This is a genomic window from Chromobacterium subtsugae (assembly GCF_001676875.1).
GTDB classification, from domain to species: domain Bacteria; phylum Pseudomonadota; class Gammaproteobacteria; order Burkholderiales; family Chromobacteriaceae; genus Chromobacterium; species Chromobacterium subtsugae.
Genome location: NZ_JYKA01000006.1, coordinates 149,339 through 165,400, shown reverse-complemented (window position 1 = coordinate 165,400; position 16,062 = coordinate 149,339). Strand labels below are relative to the sequence as shown.

General features: G+C 66.2%; 18 protein-coding genes. 3 read left to right on the top strand and 15 right to left on the bottom strand.

The genetic code is table 11. The features are described from left to right. Positions 1-15: 15 nt before the first annotated feature. The 3 genes from MY55_RS10225 to MY55_RS10215 are packed head-to-tail and all read right to left on the bottom strand — an operon-like array spanning position 16 to position 3,777. Positions 16-1,944 carry a transglutaminase TgpA family protein gene (locus MY55_RS10225; RefSeq protein ID WP_065202328.1) on the bottom strand — a complete coding sequence of 643 codons (1,929 nt, stop codon included), beginning with the start codon at positions 1,942-1,944 and terminating at the stop codon, positions 16-18. After that, positions 1,941-2,891, bottom strand: coding sequence for a DUF58 domain-containing protein (locus MY55_RS10220; RefSeq protein WP_065202327.1), 951 nt, complete (start codon positions 2,889-2,891; stop codon positions 1,941-1,943). Before MY55_RS10220 ends, MY55_RS10225 begins: the two co-directional genes overlap by 4 nt. Further along, positions 2,875-3,777, bottom strand: coding sequence for an AAA family ATPase (locus MY55_RS10215; protein ID WP_043576556.1), 903 nt, complete (start codon positions 3,775-3,777; stop codon positions 2,875-2,877). The genes MY55_RS10220 and MY55_RS10215 overlap by 17 nt, the downstream gene beginning before the upstream one ends. A gap of 74 nt (positions 3,778-3,851) precedes the next feature. Here MY55_RS10215 and MY55_RS10210 point away from each other — a divergent pair, with 74 nt between their 5' ends. Both MY55_RS10210 and lepB read left to right on the top strand, forming a co-directional pair. Then, positions 3,852-4,811, top strand: coding sequence for a histone deacetylase family protein (locus tag MY55_RS10210; protein WP_065202326.1), 960 nt, complete (start codon positions 3,852-3,854; stop codon positions 4,809-4,811). Between the two features lie 26 nt (positions 4,812-4,837). Next, the gene (gene lepB / locus MY55_RS10205; protein WP_043576561.1) at positions 4,838-5,506 is read left to right on the top strand and encodes a signal peptidase I; all 669 of its coding nucleotides are present in this window, start codon (positions 4,838-4,840) and stop codon (positions 5,504-5,506) included. Positions 5,507-5,568: 62 nt separating this feature from the next. Here lepB and plsY read toward each other — a convergent pair whose 3' ends face one another. Further along, positions 5,569-6,189: a glycerol-3-phosphate 1-O-acyltransferase PlsY gene (gene plsY, locus MY55_RS10200; RefSeq protein ID WP_043576564.1), complete on the bottom strand. Its 621-nt coding sequence runs from the start codon at positions 6,187-6,189 to the stop codon at positions 5,569-5,571. Positions 6,190-6,273: 84 nt separating this feature from the next. Here plsY and folB point away from each other — a divergent pair, with 84 nt between their 5' ends. Beyond that, positions 6,274-6,633 carry a dihydroneopterin aldolase gene (gene folB, locus MY55_RS10195; RefSeq protein WP_043576567.1) on the top strand — a complete coding sequence of 120 codons (360 nt, stop codon included), beginning with the start codon at positions 6,274-6,276 and terminating at the stop codon, positions 6,631-6,633. A 12-nt stretch (positions 6,634-6,645) separates the two neighbouring features. Here folB and MY55_RS10190 read toward each other — a convergent pair whose 3' ends face one another. From MY55_RS10190 to deoA, 11 genes are all read right to left on the bottom strand, one after another. After that, positions 6,646-6,927, bottom strand: a complete 282-nt coding sequence (locus tag MY55_RS10190; protein WP_047237083.1) for a hypothetical protein — start codon at positions 6,925-6,927, stop codon at positions 6,646-6,648. 69 nt (positions 6,928-6,996) lie between these two features. Then, on the bottom strand, positions 6,997-7,386 hold the full coding sequence (locus MY55_RS10185) for a group II truncated hemoglobin (RefSeq protein WP_172670387.1): 390 nt from the start codon (positions 7,384-7,386) through the stop codon (positions 6,997-6,999). A 67-nt stretch (positions 7,387-7,453) separates the two neighbouring features. Beyond that, a complete protein-coding gene (locus MY55_RS10180; RefSeq protein ID WP_065202325.1) occupies positions 7,454-8,710 on the bottom strand; it encodes a D-amino acid dehydrogenase in 1,257 nt (418 codons plus the stop codon). 104 nt (positions 8,711-8,814) lie between these two features. After that, positions 8,815-9,672: a CheR family methyltransferase gene (locus tag MY55_RS10175; protein ID WP_043576574.1), complete on the bottom strand. Its 858-nt coding sequence runs from the start codon at positions 9,670-9,672 to the stop codon at positions 8,815-8,817. Positions 9,673-9,737: 65 nt separating this feature from the next. Next, on the bottom strand, positions 9,738-10,070 hold the full coding sequence (erpA, locus tag MY55_RS10170) for an iron-sulfur cluster insertion protein ErpA (RefSeq protein WP_369816066.1): 333 nt from the start codon (positions 10,068-10,070) through the stop codon (positions 9,738-9,740). A gap of 213 nt (positions 10,071-10,283) precedes the next feature. Further along, the gene (gene argC / locus MY55_RS10165; RefSeq protein ID WP_047237085.1) at positions 10,284-11,312 is read right to left on the bottom strand and encodes an N-acetyl-gamma-glutamyl-phosphate reductase; all 1,029 of its coding nucleotides are present in this window, start codon (positions 11,310-11,312) and stop codon (positions 10,284-10,286) included. A gap of 143 nt (positions 11,313-11,455) precedes the next feature. Next, positions 11,456-11,848 carry a 30S ribosomal protein S9 gene (rpsI, locus tag MY55_RS10160; RefSeq protein WP_043576582.1) on the bottom strand — a complete coding sequence of 131 codons (393 nt, stop codon included), beginning with the start codon at positions 11,846-11,848 and terminating at the stop codon, positions 11,456-11,458. A gap of 15 nt (positions 11,849-11,863) precedes the next feature. After that, the gene (gene rplM / locus MY55_RS10155) at positions 11,864-12,292 is read right to left on the bottom strand and encodes a 50S ribosomal protein L13 (RefSeq protein WP_043576584.1); all 429 of its coding nucleotides are present in this window, start codon (positions 12,290-12,292) and stop codon (positions 11,864-11,866) included. A 387-nt stretch (positions 12,293-12,679) separates the two neighbouring features. Then, positions 12,680-13,390, bottom strand: a complete 711-nt coding sequence (gene deoD / locus MY55_RS10150) for a purine-nucleoside phosphorylase (RefSeq protein WP_043576588.1) — start codon at positions 13,388-13,390, stop codon at positions 12,680-12,682. 96 nt (positions 13,391-13,486) lie between these two features. Further along, a complete protein-coding gene (locus MY55_RS10145) occupies positions 13,487-14,704 on the bottom strand; it encodes a phosphopentomutase (protein WP_065202324.1) in 1,218 nt (405 codons plus the stop codon). 15 nt (positions 14,705-14,719) lie between these two features. Continuing rightward, the gene (deoA, locus tag MY55_RS10140; RefSeq protein ID WP_047237086.1) at positions 14,720-16,045 is read right to left on the bottom strand and encodes a thymidine phosphorylase; all 1,326 of its coding nucleotides are present in this window, start codon (positions 16,043-16,045) and stop codon (positions 14,720-14,722) included. Positions 16,046-16,062: the final 17 nt, after the last annotated feature.

Below are 16,062 nucleotides of genomic sequence, written 5' to 3'. Positions count from 1 at the left end.
CCCTGCCGGGCTTTGTCATTTCCAGCGCCGCGCCCGCCGCAGCCAGCGCCGCTCCTCCGCCGCATCCGGCTCGCTGCGGCGATAGCGCAGCGCCATGTAGTCGTCGACCAGCCGCTTCAGCCCGCGGTAATCGTCCAGCGGCAGTCCCCGCGCCGCCTTCAGCACCTCCAACGGTCCCTGCGCGGCCGTGGTCGGAATTTGCCGCCGCGCCAACCCAGCCCGTATCAGACGCCAGCCCTCCGCCATCGGCGCCTGCGCCGGACGCCTGCGCCACCACAGCAGCAAGGGCAGCGTCGCCAGCAGCATGCCCGCGGACACCCCCCGCGCCACGCTGCCGGCATCCACCCGCGCGCCCAGGCCCAAGCGCTGGAACAGCCGCTGCTGCCGGCTGGCGTCGTAACCCACCACCCACTGCTGCCAGGCGAAATTGACAGCCGTCCATTGCAGGCGCCAGCTGCGCAGCCAGCCCGGCGGCAAGATGGCCGAAACTCCCGCTCCGCCGCTCAGCCCGGGCAGCGCCTGCTCCGCGGCCTGCTCCACCCGCGCCGGCGACACCGCGGCGGTGGGATCCACCCGCTGCCATTCGCCAGTATCTGACAGCCAGATTTCCACCCAGGCGTGGGCGTCGGACGAACGCACCTGCCAGAAGCGCCCCACCGGGTTGTATTCGCCGCCCTGATAGCCGACCACCACCCGGGCCGGGATGCCGGCCACGCGGGCGAGAAAGGCGAACGCCGAGGCATAGTGCTCGCAAAAACCTTGCCGGGTATCGAACAGGAACTGGTCCACCGCCTGCTCTCCCAACAGCGGCGGCCTCAAGGTGTAACGGAAGCCGCCCAGCCGCAGATATTGCAGCGCCTCGCCGGCGAAAGCCCGCTCGCCGCCGGCCTGGCGCGCCAGCCGCTGCGCCAATGCCCGGCTGCGCGGATTGCCCGGCGGCAAGCGCCGGTAGAACGCCTGGCTGGCGGCCGACAAGGCAGCCGGATAACGCCCTCCCAGGCTGCTGGCCAGCGCGTAGCGGGCCAACTCGTCCCGTTTCTCGTCCTGGCGCAACAGCCCGCCGGCCTCCAGATGACTGTCGCCGCCGGCCTGCTGCGGCAGATCAAGCGCCGGCAGCCGGCCCCGGTCCGGTTTCAGCGTCAGGCTGTACGCCACCCGGCGGCCCAGCGCTGGCGGCAAGGATTCGCCGCGCTCGCCGCCGACATTCAGCCAGCGCCGGCCGTCGAAATCATCCAGCAGCATCACCCGCCAATACAGCTGGTCCTGCGGCGGCGCGGCGCCGGCGAACACCGCCGAAAACGCCGGCTCGCGATTGAGGATGAGCTGGCTGATGCTGCCGGGCGCCATGCTGTCGCCCAAGCCGCTGGCGGCCGCGCCCTCCTGGCCCGGCATGCTCCACAACGGCTCCGGCAGCCTGGGCATCACCACGAACAGCACCAGCATCATCGGCAGCGACAACAGCAGCGCCTGCGCGGCGCTGCGCCAGCTGCCGCGCGGCAATTGGCCGGCCAGCGCCGCGGTGGCCCAGGTCAGCAGCAACAGGCAGGCCACCAGCCAGCCAGCCATCAGCGGCGACTGGTCGAACAACAGCGGCATCGCCGCCAGGAAGAAGCCCAGCGCCAGCAGCACCCGCCAGTCGCGCAGGCTGGCGGTTTCGAAAGCCTTGAACGCGATCAGCAAGGCCAGCAGCGCGACGCCCCCCTCCCGCCCCACCAGCGTGCGCAGGCTGAGCCACAACACCGCGACAGCAGCCAGCAGAACCGGCAGCAACAGCCAGCGCGACGGCAAGCCGCGCCCTCCCGCCTCCAGCCAGGCCCGGCCGGCCAGCGCCAGCCAGAATAGCGCCAGTAGCCACGGCGGCAAGTGCCAGGCCAGCGGCAGCGCGCACCAGGCCAGCGCCAGCAGCGCCGGCCAGCGGCGCTCGCCCGCCGCCTCCGGCGTCATGGCCGCTCTCCATACAGCGCCAGCGCGCTCAGCGCCTGCTCGCGCTGGCGCGGCTGCGGGCCGATCTCGCCGCCCGGCAGGCACAGCCGGTAAGGCTGGCGGCGGCGCTCGCAACGCTCCACCCGCCAGGCCAGCCGCGACAAGCGCCGCTCGGCATCGGGCTCCAGGGCGTAATCGCTCCATCGCAGCAGCATCAATTCGCCCCCGCCCTCGCCGGCGAAGCGCTTGCTGGCCAGCACATCCCGCTGGGCCAGAACTTTCCAGGCGATCCGGCGCGGCGTGTCGCCATGGCGGTATGCGTCCAGATGGGAGAAATCGTCGCCGTCGGGCAGGCTTTCCCTGCCTTCCCCGCCCTCGCCTTCGCTGACGCCGCTCGCCGCGTCCGGCAGCGGCGCCGGATACACCAGCAGCCGCGCCTGCAGCCGCAGCACCGCCCAGGCGCGGATCAGGCCGAAAGGCGCCTCGCTCGCCACCACGCAGGCCGGCAGCGCCAGCCAGCCGCGGCTGTCGGCGCGCAGTTCCAGCTCCACGCAGCCGCTCGCCATCGCATCCAGCGTGCAGGGCAATCTTGGCGCGCCAGGCTGCTGGACATAAGCCTGCAATTGCCGCTGCAGCGGCGACGGGTTGTCCAGCAACAGGCGGAAGCGGGCGGCGTCGCCGGCGAACACCGCGGCGCCCGGCTCCGCCCGCAGCCTCAGGCCGGACAGCTGGCGATAGGCCATCAGCACCGCCACCAACACCAGGCTGACGATCCAGAACGCCAGCGCGTAAGCGAGGCTTACCTGGTAGTTGAGCGCCCCCACCCACACCGCCAGCGCCACCGCCAGCAGCAGCAGGCCGAAGCGGGTGGGCAATAGGTAGATGCGGCGCTGGGACAGCTCGCAGCGCTCCTCCAGCGGCAGCCTGGCCAGCAGCCAGCGCCGCAGGCGCTCACGGAATGGCGACATGGGTCAGCAGCCGCTCCAGTTCCCGCTCCACGCCGCCGGCCGCGGCCTGCAGCCGATGCGCCGCCACCGGCAGGAACACCGCCTTCACGTCTTCCGGCAGCAGATGGTCGCGCCCCGCCAGCAGCGCCCAGCCGCGCGCGGCGGCCGCCAGCGCCTGGCCGGCGCGCGGACTGAGTCCGGTGGCGAACACGCCGGACTGCCGCGTGGCCTCCAACAGCGCCAGCAGATACTCCGCCAGCGCCGGACTCACCACCACCGCCGCGGCCTTGCGCTGCAGCGCCAGCAATTCGTCGGGCTTCATCACCGCCTGGAAGCGTTCCAGCAGGCTGCGCCTGTCCTCGCCCATCAGCAGCGCGCGCTCGGCCTCCCGCGGCGGGTAACCCAGCGAAATGCGCATCAGGAAACGGTCCAGCTGCGATTCGGGCAGCGGAAAGGTACCCATCTGCTCGCCCGGGTTCTGGGTGGCGATGACGAAGAACGGCGACGGCAACGCGTGGGTGTCGCCGTCTATCGACGCCTGGCGCTCCTCCATCGCCTCCAGCAGCGCCGACTGCACCTTGGGCGAAGCGCGGTTGATTTCGTCGGCCAGCAGCACCTGGGTGAACACCGGCCCCTTGTGCAGTTCGAAGCGGCCGCTGTCGCGCTGGTAAATGCTGACGCCCAGGATATCGGCCGGCAGCAGGTCGCTGGTGAACTGCACCCGGCGGTAGTCGAGGCCCAGCACCGTGGCCAGCCCGTGCGCCAGCGTGGTCTTGCCGACGCCTGGCACATCCTCGATCAGCAGGTGGCCGCGGGCGATCAAACAGGCGAAAGCCAGCCTCAGCGCCTGCGGCTTGCCCAGAATCAGTGTGTTCAGTTGCCGATAGGCCTGGGAGAGTGATTGCATTTGCCCCCGCTTGCGCGCAGTATTTATCAAAAATAGATAAACGATATTTCATTGTAAGCACGCAGGGAGCGTTCGTGTTCACTTGGCTGAAAAACCGCTTGCAGCGCAATGGCCTGACCGCCTACGTCACCCATGCCGACTGCCTGCAGCACAATATGGGGGCGGGCCACCCCGAATGTCCGGAAAGGCTGACCGCCATCCGCGACCAGCTGATGGCCTCGCAGATCTACGACAGCCTGCAGGAAGTGGAGGCGCCGGAAGCCACCTACGAGCAACTGGCCCGCGTGCACCCGCCGCGCTATGTCGAATACCTGGAGGCCTGCGCCCCCAGCGTCGGCACCTTCCGCATGGACCCGGACACCGCGATGTCGCCCGGCACGCTGCAAGCGGCCCGCCGCGCCGCCGGCGCCGTGGTCAAGGCGGTGGAGCTGGTGGCCGAGGACAAGGCGGCCAACGCCTTCTGCGCGGTGCGCCCGCCCGGCCACCACGCCGAAAGCGACAAGGCGATGGGTTTCTGCTTCTTCAACAACATCGCCGTCGGCGTCACCCACGCGCTGACGCACTACAAGTTCGAGCGGGTGGCGGTGGTGGATTTCGACGTCCACCACGGCAACGGCACCGAGGAAATCCTGCACGACGATCCGCGCGTGCTGATGGTGTCCATCTTCCAGCACCCGTTCTACCCCTATTGCGGCGACGAGCCCAGCGGGCCGAACATGCACAACGTGCCGCTGAAAGCCGGCAGCGGCGGCCGCGAGTTCCGCGAGGCGGTGGAAAACGTCTGGCTGCCGCTGCTGCACGACTTCCAGCCTCAGATGCTGTTCATTTCCGCCGGTTTCGACGCCCACCGCGAGGACGACATGGGTTCGCTCGGCCTGGTCGAATCCGACTACGAATGGGTGACCCGGCATCTGATGCAGATCGCCGACCAGTACTGCGCCGGCCGCGTGGTGTCGGTGCTGGAGGGCGGCTATGACTTGTCGGCGCTGGGACGCAGCGTCGCCGCCCATATCCGCGCGCTGTCCGACGGCTAACTCCCTTTCCCTACACAAGGACTGTCATGAAGAACTGGCTGCGCAACAATCGTGGTTTCCTGGTGTTCCTGCTGGTATTCGGCCTGTTCCGCACCGCGGTGGCCGACTGGAATCCGATTCCCTCGGCCTCGATGCGCCCCACGCTGCTGGAAGGCGACGTGGTGCTGGTCAACCGCCTGGCCTACGACCTCAAGCTGCCGCTCTCCAACATCGTCATCCACCCGCTGGGCGAGCCGCGGCGCGGCGACATCGTCACCTTCTCGTCTCCCAAGGACGGCACCCGGCTGATCAAGCGGCTGGTCGCGCTGCCCGGCGACGTGGTCGAGATGCGCGACGAGGAACTGTGGATCAACGGCCGCAGCGCCCATTACCAGCCGCTGCAGCGGCTGATGGAAAACGTCGCCGCCGACACCGCGCTGCCGGCGCTGCGCGCCGAAGAAAGCGGCGTGCTGCCGGCGCACCGCGTGCAATGGCTGTCCGGCGTCGACGCCCGCAGCAGCTTCGGCCCCATTACCGTGCCGGCCGGCCAATACCTGATGCTGGGCGACAACCGCGACGACAGCGCCGACTCGCGCTACTTCGGCATGGTGCCGCGCCATCTGCTGATCGGCCGCGCCGTCGGCGTGATCGCCTCCGCCGACATCACCGCCAACTGGATGCCGCGCTGGGAGCGCTTCGCCAGCGGCTTCCGCTGAGCCGCGCCGGACAAACAAAAAGCCGTCCTGGAGGACGGCTTTTTTCATGCACGACGCGCGGCTCAGCCGGCGTCGCCCTTGTTGCCGATCTTGTCTTCCTGACCGGTCATCAGCTTGATCAGGTTGGATTTGTGGCGGTGGACCACCACGATGGCGATGATGATGCAGGTGCCGAAGAACACGCTGTGCGGCCCCAGGATGAAAAAGGCGTACACCGGCACCAGCACGCAGGCGATGATGGCCGACAATGAAGAAATCTTCACCACGAAGGCCATGAACAGCCAGGTGGCCAGCGCCGCCAGCGCCAGCCAGACATTGATGCCCAGCAGGATGCCCACCGCGGTGGCCACGCCCTTGCCGCCCTTGAAGCCGAAGAACACCGGCCACATGTGGCCGAACAGCACCGCCAGCGCGCACAGCGCAATGCCCTGCTCGCCCAGGCCGTAGCGCGGCCCCAGCCAGTTGGCCAGCGCCACCGCCAGCCAGCCCTTGGCGCCGTCGCCCAGCAGCGTCAGCGCGGCCGCCAGTTTTTTGCCGGTGCGCAGCACATTGGTGGCGCCCGGGTTGCCCGAGCCGTAGCTGCGCGGGTCGGCCATGCCCATAGCCTTGCTGACGATCACGGCGAAAGACAGCGAACCGATCAGATAGGCCGCAATGACAAAAGCAAATGCTGTCGTGGTCATGGTGGAGGAGTATCCGTTAGATTAGAATAGGAGGCTTCGGATTTTACGGTATCGGGCGACAAAGCCCAACCACCTGACAGACAGATGGACATCATATTCCTGCGCGAAGTGCGCGCCGACACCGTGATCGGCGTGTACGACTGGGAGCGCAAAGCCGCACAGACCATCGAGATCGACCTGGAAATCGGCATTCCCAGCGACACACCCTGCCATAGCGACAATATCGGCGATACCATCCATTACGGCGTAGTGGTGGAGCGGCTGCGCAAATCGCTGGCAGAACAGCACTTCCTGCTGATCGAGGCGCTGGCGGAGCATATCGCCAAGCTGGTGCGCGAGGAATTCGGCGCGCCCTGGGTCCGGGTTGCCGTCACCAAGCTCGGCATCCTTCCCGGCGTGAAGCGTGTGGGCGTGGAGATCGAACGCGGCCACCGGCCGCATTGAGTCGGCGGCGGCTCAGTCGGTATTGAATTTCAGCCTCAGGCCGACATCCTTGTGGTGCATGCGCACCGACAGATGGGTGTGCTTGCCCAAGTCCATCGCCGGCGTCAGCCGCAGCGTCTGGCTGGCCGGATCGCTCTCGAAGCGGATCGGGCCAAGCTGAAAGCCCTTGGGGTCGAGATCCTGCTTCTGGACGGCGGCGTCGCGCGGCGACGCGCACATCAGCGCCTGCGGCAAACACGCCCCCCAGGCGCTCTGGCATCCCAAGGCAAGCAGCAACAACAGACGGCGCCCCATGTCCAGACTCCGCGTACGGATACTTTAATCATGGACAAGGCCGCGCCGACTTCAAGCCTATCTTGAATCTTACTGATTACGCATGAAATCGGCGGTATTGTAGAACGCCTCCAGCAGCTTTTGCTTCAGCCAATCCTCCGCCACCAGCTCATCCACCGCCCGGCTCATGCACCACATCCATTGGTCGCGCGCCGCCTCATCCACGGCGAACGGCATGTGGCGCATGCGCAAACGCGGATGGCCGAAGGCCTCCATGTAGAGCGCGGGGCCGCCCAGCCAGCCGGACAGGAACATGAACAGCTTCTGGCTGGAGCCGGCCAGATCGGCCGGATGCATGGCGCGCAGCGGCGCCACCGCCGGCTCGCTGTCCATGATCTGGTAGAAACGGTCGCACAGCCAACGCACCACCCCCTCGCCGCCCAGCAACTGGTACGGCGTCATTTCCTGCACTTCGCTCATTCACGCTCCACAGGCCGGCGCATAGACCGGCTCTCATTCATTCAAAGCTTTCCGCCTGCCGCGGATCTTACAGGCCGCAAAAGGCGAAATCCAGCCGCGGCCGCTTGCCGCTGATGATTTCCGCCAGCGCCCGGCCCGAGCCCGCGCCCTCGGTCCAGCCCAGCGTGCCATGGCCGGTGTTCAGATACAGCCCGTCCAGCGCGCTCTTGCCTATCAGCGGCACATTGCCCGGCGTCGCCGGCCTGAGGCCGCTCCAGAAGCGCGCGGCGTCCCAGTCGCAGGCATCGGGAAACAGCGCGCGGCCGCGGCGGATCAGCGCCTGGCAGCGCACCGGATTGAGGCTGCTGGAATAGCCGGCCAGTTCGGCGGTGCCGGCGATGCGCAACTCATTGCCCAGCCGGCTGAACACCAGCTTGCAGGCTTCGTCGGTGATGCTGACCATCGGCGCCGCCACCAGGCTTTTCACCGGCACGGTCGCCGAATAACCCTTGGCCGGGTAGATCGGCAGCCTCAGGCCCGCCGGCGCCGCCAGCAGCGGCGAATGGCTGCCCAGCGCCAGCACATAGGCGTCGGCCTTCACTTGCTGGTAGCTGCCGTCCGGCCCCGTCACCGACACCGCGGCCACCGCGCCGTCGGCGGTCTCCAGCGCGTTGATCCGGGTATTGTAGCGAAACTCCACTCCCAGGCCGGCGGCGGCCTCGGCCAGGCCGCGGGTGAACAGATGCACGTCGCCCGACTCGTCGTCCGGGCACCAGCTGGCGCCGGCCAGCTGCGGCAGCACCGGCTCCAGCGCCGGCTCCAACGCCAGCAACTGGCCTGGGGACAGCACCCGCTTGTCGACGCCCAGCGCCTGCAAATGCGCGGCGCTGCGCTCGGCGCGGCGCAATTGGCTGGCATCGTAGTGCAGGCTGAGAATGCCGCGCGACAGGCGGCGGTAGGAAATATCGGTCTCGTCGCGCAACTGGCGCATGGCGTCGCGGCTGTAGAGGCCCAGCGCCACCATCTGCCGCATATTGGCCAGATGGCGTCCGGGCAGGCATTCGCGCAGGAAGTCGGCGGCCCAGCGCCATTGCGACGGGTCCAGCCGCGGCCGGAACAATAGCGGCGCATCATCGCGCCACAGCCAGCGCAGCACCTGCCAGGGCGCGCGCGGGTTGGCCCACGGCTCCGACTGGCTGACCGACAACTGGCCGCCGTTGGCGAAACTGGTCTCCCGGGCCGCGCCGCAGGCGCGCTCCAGCACCACCACCTCATGCCCCATCCTGGCCAGGAACCAGGCGGTGGACACCCCCACCACGCCGGCCCCGAGTACCGCCACTCGCATTCTGCCTCCATCCGACAAGACAACGGGCAAGACTGGCTTGCCCGTTCAAGACGTGATGTTAATGGCAATCGCCGGCGGCGGCGACTGTTTTGTCGGACAAATGCCTACTTTTTCGCGTGCTCGTAAACCGTCTTGCCGCGCAGATGGAAATAGTCGGAAGCGAAATAAAAGTTTTCCGAGTGGCCGACAAACAGCAGGCCGTCCGGCTTCAACAGCGGCGCGAAGCGCTTGAGCACGCCGAACTGGGTGTCGCGGTCGAAGTAGATCATCACGTTGCGGCAGAAGATGGCGTCGAACTGCTTCTTCACCGACCAGTTGCCCTCCACCAGGTTCAGCCGCTGGAAGGTGATCATATTGCGCAGCGCCGGCTTGGCCTGATAGCTGCCGTCCGGCAGCTTGTCGAAATACTTGACCGCGTGCCCGGCCGGCAGGCGAGCGATCTTGTCGGCCGGATAAATGCCCTTGCGGCCGGTTTCCAGCACGCTGGTATCCAGGTCGGTGGCCAGCACGCTGATATTGGGCTTGGTCATGCCCGGGAAAGCCTCCAGCGCGGTGATGGCCAGCGAGTATGGCTCTTCCCCGGTGGAAGCCGCCGCGCACCAGATCGACAATTCGCCGCTGGCCGCCGCCTTTTTCTTCAGATGCTCGGACAGGATGGGGAAATGGTGCTCCTCGCGGAAGAAGAAGGTCAGGTTGGTGGTCAGCGCGTTGACGAACTGCTCGAACTCGCGCTTGCCGCCGGCCGATTCCAGAAAATCGACGTAGGCGGCGAAACCCGGCAGTTTCAGTTCGCGGATGCGGCGCACCAGCCGGCCGTAGACCATGTCCTTCTTGGACGGATTGAGGGCGATGCCCGCTTCCTTGTAAATCAGCTTGCGTATGCGTTCGAAGTCGGCGTCGCTGAAGGCGAACTCGCGGTTGAATTCGATCTTGGGCAATACCACCGGCGGCAGCTTGTTCATGTACGGGATTCCAGCAAAAAGGCCCGGGCAAGTGCCCGGGCCTGGTTCTTACCATGGGTCCAGTATCACACCGAGAACGAAGAACCACAACCACAAGTGGTGGTGGCGTTCGGGTTGCGGATCACGAATTGAGAGCCTTCCAGGCTTTCCTGGTAGTCGATCTCGGCGCCGACCAGGTACTGGTAGCTCATCGGATCCACCAGGAAGGTCACGCCCTGGCGCTCGATGGCGGTATCGTCCTCGTTGGCGATCTCATCGAATGTGAACCCGTACTGGAAGCCTGAGCAGCCGCCGCCGGTGACGAAAACGCGCAGCTTCAGGTCGGGATTGCCCTCTTCGGCGATCAGGTCCTGCACCTTGGCGCAGGCGCTGTCGGTGAAGTTGATCGGGCACGGCATTTCGGTAGCAGCTTCTGTCATGTGTAACCTCGCAATTCAATCAGGCCGGTCGCGGCCATTCGCCCACTATTTTAGTCGGATATCGGGGCGGATGGCGAGCCTTCAAGCCCTGGGCCGCGATTGTTGTCGGATGGATGCCTCGCGGCGTCCCCCGCTCAACTCCCGCGACTGGCCATCATGAATGGCGAATGCCCCGCTAGCGGAATCTCCGCCTTACGGCATCAAGGGCACCACGTCCAGGCCGTCCTGCTCCGGCAGGCCGAACATCAGGTTCATGTTCTGCACCGCCTGGCCGGCCGCGCCCTTGACCAGATTGTCTATCACCGACAGCACGACTACGGTATCGCCGCCCTGCGGCCTGTGCACGGCGATGCGGCACAGATTGGCGCCGCGCACCGAGCGCGTCTCCGGGTGGCTGCCGGCCGGCAGCACGTCGACGAAGGCTTCGCCGGCGTAGCGGTTTTCGAACAGTTGCTGCAGATCCACATCCTTGCTCAGGCGCGCGTACAGCGTGGCGTGGATGCCGCGTATCATCGGCGTCAGGTGCGGAACGAAGGTCAGTCCGGCCGGCTTGCCCGTCGCCCGGGCCAAGCCCTGGCGGATTTCCGGCAGGTGACGGTGGCCGGCCACGCCATAGGCCTTGAAGGAATCGCCGGCCTCCGCCAGCAAGGCGCCGATCTCGCCCTTGCGCCCGGCGCCGGACACGCCCGACTTGCAATCGGCGATCAGGCTGGACGCGTCCACCGCTCCGGCCTCCAGCAAGGGCAGGAAGCCCAGCTGCACCGCGGTCGGGTAGCAGCCCGGATTGGCCACCAAGCGGGCCGAGCGGATTGCGGCGCGGTTGACTTCCGGCAGGCCGTAAACCGCCTGCTCCACCAGTTGCGGCGCGGCATGCGGCATGCCGTACCATTTTTCCCACTCGGACACGTTCTGGATGCGGAAATCGGCCGCCAGGTCTATCACCCGCACGCCGGCGTCCAGCAGCGCCGCCGCCTCCTGCATCGCGATGCCGTTGGGCGTGGCGAAGAACACCACGTCGCATTCGCTCAGGCGAGCCTCGTCCGGCGTGGAGAAGGCCAGGTCGATTCGGCCGCGCAGGCTGGGGAACATCTCGTCGACGCGGATGCCCGCGTCCTTGCGCGAGGTGACCGCCGTCACCCTGGCCTGCGGATGCTTGGCCAGCAAGCGCAGCAACTCCACCCCGGTGTAACCGGTGCCTCCAACGATACCAACCTTGACCATGGCCAGCCCTTTACATAAAAAAATGTCGCAAAGGCGACAGTTTAGGCAGCGCGGACCGCGGCCGCAAGCATTGCGCGCCGCAAAAACGAAAAAACCGCCGGGCCGAAGCCAGGCGGTTTTTTGCGGAAGCAGTATCCGGCGAATTAACGCTTGGAGAACTGCTTGGCGCGGCGTGCTTTGCGCAGGCCGACCTTCTTACGCTCAACTTCACGAGCGTCGCGGGTCACGTAGCCAGCGGCCGACAGAGCCGGCTTCAGAACTGCGTCGAAGTCGATCAGGGCGCGGGTGATGCCGTGGCGGATCGCGCCGGCTTGGCCGGTTTCACCACCGCCAACCACGTTCACCTTGATGTCGAAGGATTCGAGGTTTTCGGTCAGGACCAGCGGCTGGCGGATAACCATGCGACCGGTTTCGCGGGCAAAATACTCGTCAACCGGCTTGCCGTTAACGATGATCTGGCCGGAACCCTTTTGCATGAACACGCGAGCAACGGAGCTCTTGCGACGGCCGGTGCCGTAGTAGTATTTACCGTTCATTGTTATGCCTTAAAATCAGATTTCCAGCACTTTGGGCTGTTGGGCGGAGTGCGGATGCTCGGAACCAGAGTACACCTTGAGCTTCTTGATCATGGCGTAACCCAGCGGACCCTTCGGCAGCATGCCCTTAACGGCTTTTTCCAGAACGCGCTCCGGGAACTGGTTTTGCAGTTCGGTGAAGGTGCGCTCGTAGATACCGCCCGGGTAACCGGAGTGACGGTAGTACTTTTTGTCCAGAGCTTTGGTACCGGTAACGCGCAGCTTCTCGACGTTCACCACGACGATGAAATCGCCGGTGTCAACGTGAGGAGTGAATTCCGGCTTGTGTTTGCCACGCAGGCGGCGGGCGATTTCGGCAGCAAGGCGACCCAGCACCTTATCGGCGGCGTCGACCACGTACCATTCGCGCTTTACCTCATGCGGCTTGGCAGAAAAGGTCTTCATGGAACTCTTCCATCGTAATTCTTGAAAGTTACGGATTCTAGTGCAGTGGCCGGGTAGCTGTCAAACCCTTGTGACACAACAGATTTCCAGCAGGCGGGAAACGACGGAATCCAGGCGGGAAAAGCGGCAAAAAAAAAGCGCAACGCTGCTGCGTGTTGCGCCAAGTTCCACCTTGGAAGGAGGATGGAGGAGACAACACCAGGAGCGCCACAGTGCGTAACGCCCTGATGCAATACCGATTATCGGTATCCCATCGGGATTAGGCAAGCAGTTTTTGTGCAGTGCACGATAAATCGTGTGCGGTAATGAGACACCCTGTCGCGCCAAGCGCGAACAGGCGCGGGACCGGCAAGCTTACCGCGCCTGTTTCACTGCAAAATCAGCGACTTACAGCTTGATGGCGGCATCCAGCGCCACTTCCATCATGTCGCGGAACGAGGTCTGGCGCTCCTCCGCGCTGGTAGCCTCGCCGGTCGGGATAATGTCGGACACGGTCAGAATGCCGACCGCGCGCGCGCCGTACTGGGCGGCCACGCTGTAGATGCCGGCCAGCTCCATTTCGATCACGTTGACCTGCATCTTGGACAGCACGTCCAGCATGTTGGGCTGCACGCCGTAGAACAGGTCGGCGGAGAACACGTTGCCGACGGTGATCTTCTTGCCCTGCTCGGCGGCGGTGTCCACCACGGTGCGCAGCAGCGTGTAGTCGGCGATGGCGGCGTAGTCATGGTCGTTGAAGCGCATGCGGTTGACCTTGCTGTCGGTGGACGCGCCCATGGCGACGAACAGCTCGCGCAGCTTGATGTCCGGCGTCACCGCGCCGCAGGAGCCGATGCGGATGATGTTCTTGACGCCGTAGTCCTTCACCAGCTCGGTGGTGTAGATGCTGGCGGACGGGATGCCCATGCCGTGCGCCATCACCGACAGGCGCTTGCCCTTGTAGGTGCCGGTGTAGCCGAACACGTTGCGCACGTTGGTGACCAGCTCCGCGCCTTCCAGGAAGGTTTCGGCGATCAGCTGGGCGCGCAGCGGGTCGCCCGGCATCAGTACGGTTTCGGCGAAAGCGCCGTCTTTGGCGTTGATATGCGGGGTTGCCATGGAAGGTCTCCTCTTTTTTCGATGTGTCAGGTCCGCCCGGCATCGCGGGCGGAAAAATGGGACGCCGGGCCGCCTGGGCGGCCCGGATGCAGGCGATCAGTCCAGGAAGGACGCGCCGTAGTCCATCCTGGGCAGGCCCAGGTGGGCGGCGACGCTCTGGCCGATGTCGGCGAAGGTAGCGCGCTCGCCGATGGCGCCCGCCTTCACCTTCTTGCCGTAGCACAGCACCGGGATATGCTCGCGGGTGTGGTCGGTGCCCGGCCAGGTGGGGTCGCAGCCGTGGTCGGCGGACAGGATCAGGATGTCGTCGTCGCCCATCGCGGCCATCACTTCGGGCAGGCGCGCGTCGAACTCCTCCAATGCCGCGGCGTAGCCGGCGGTATTGCGGCGATGGCCGTAGCTGGAGTCGAAATCGACGAAGTTGGCCATGATGATGGCCGGCTTGTCCTGATGCTGGTCCATCGCCGTCAGCGTGGCGTCCCACAATTGGTCAAAGCCGGTGGCCTTGTGCTTGTGGGTGATGCCGACGTGGGCGTAGATGTCGGCGATCTTGCCGATCGACACCACATCGCCGCCGGCGTCGGCCAGCTTCTGCAGCACCGTGGCCGCCGGCGGCTCGACCGCCAGATCCTTGCGGTTGCCGGTGCGGGCGAACTTGCCCTTGCCTTCGCCGACGAAGGGCCGGGCGATCACGCGGCCGATATTGTAAGGCTCCAACAGCTCGCGGGTGATCTTGCACAGCTCGTACAAGCGCTCGAGGCCATAGGTTTCTTCGTGGCAGGCGATCTGGAACACCGAATCGGCCGAGGTATAGAAGATCGGCTTGCCGGTCTTCATGTGCTCCTCGCCCAGGCGGTCCAGGATCTCGGTGCCGGAGGCGTGGCAATTGCCCAGATAGCCCGGCAGGCCGGCCTTCTCGACGATGGCGTCCAGCAGTTGCTGCGGGAAGCTGTCGTCGTGGTCGGAGAAATAGCCCCAGTCGAACAACACCGGCACGCCGGCGATCTCCCAGTGGCCGGACGGGGTGTCCTTGCCGCTGGAGATTTCGCGGGCGTAGCCGTAGGCCGCCAGCGGCGCCGCCGGGTCCATCCCTTCCGGGAAATAGCCGGACGACAGCTGGCAGGCGTGGCCCAGGCCCATCTTGGACAGATTGGGCAGATTCAGCGGACCGCAGCGGCCGATGTCGGCGCGGCCGGCGGCCGCCTCCATCGCGATATGCCCCAGCGTGTTGCTGCCTGCATCGCCGAACTTCGGCGCGTCGGCCGCCGCGCCTATGCCCAGCGAGTCGAGGATTAATATGATTGCGCGTTTCATGATGCCTCCCTGGCCTTATTCGCCACGGATGATCTGGTAAACCTGCGGCAGCGCGGCCGGCGCGATTTCATCGATGCGGATGGCGGCCTTGACTCGGCGCGCCGCGTCTTCGAAGCTCGCCTCGTCGGCGGCGTGGATCATCATCAGCGGGGTGTCTTTGCCGATATTCTGGCCCAGTTCGGCGAACTGCGACAGTCCCACGCGGAAGTCCAGCACATCGCTGGCCAGGCGGCGGCCGCCGCCCAGCGCGCACACCGCCATGCCGATGCCGCGGGTGTCCATCGCGCCGACGTAGCCGGCCTTGTCGGCGTACACCGGGCGCACGATGGGCGCCGGCGCCAGATGGCGGTCGTAGTTTTCCAGGAAATCGGCCGGGCCGCCCAGCGCGGTGACCATGCGGCCGAAGATCTCGGCGGCGCGGCCGGAATCCAGGCCCGCCTGCAGCTTAGCGCGGGCGTCGGCCTCGTCGCTGGCCAGCTTGCCGCCGATCAGCATCTGCGCGCACAGCGCCATCGTCACTTCGTGCAGGCGCGGATTGCGCTCGTCGCCCTTCAGGTAGCGCACCGCTTCGCGGGTTTCGATGCTGTTGCCGGCGGTGGAGGCCAGGGGCTGGCTCATTTCGGTGATCAGCGCGGTGGTGGCCACGCCGGCGCCGTTGCCCACCTTGACGATGCGGCTGGCCAGCTCGATCGATTTCTCCATCGTCGGCATGAAAGCGCCGCTGCCGGCCTTCACGTCCATCACCAGCACATCCAGGCCCGCCGCCAGCTTCTTCGACAGGATGGAGGCGGTGATCAGCGCGATCGACTCCACAGTGGCGGTGACGTCGCGGGTGGCGTAGAAGCGGCGATCGGCCGGCGCCAAGTCGGAAGTCTGGCCGATGATGGCCACGCCGACTCCCTTCACCACCTTGCGGAACAGCTCCGGATCCGGGAACGGGTTATAACCGGGCACCGCCGACAGCTTGTCCAGCGTGCCGCCGGTATGGCCCAGGCCGCGGCCGGAAATCATCGGCACGAAGCCGCCGCAGGCGGCCACCATCGGCCCGAGCATCAGCGACACCACGTCGCCGACGCCGCCGGTGGAGTGCTTGTCGACGATGGGGCCCGGCAGGTTCAGGTCTTTCCAGTGCATGCGGCGGCCGGAATCGCGCATCGCCAGCGCCAGATGCACGTTTTCTTCCAGCTCCATGCCGTTGAAGTAGATCGCCATCGCCAGCGCGGCGATCTGGCTGTCGGCCACGCTGTCATCGGTGATGCCGGCGACGAATTGTTGGATGTCCTGCTGCGACAGCATCAGGCCGTCGCGTTTCTTGCGGATGATTTCCTGCGGCAAAAACATGGCATTCTCCCTGCCTG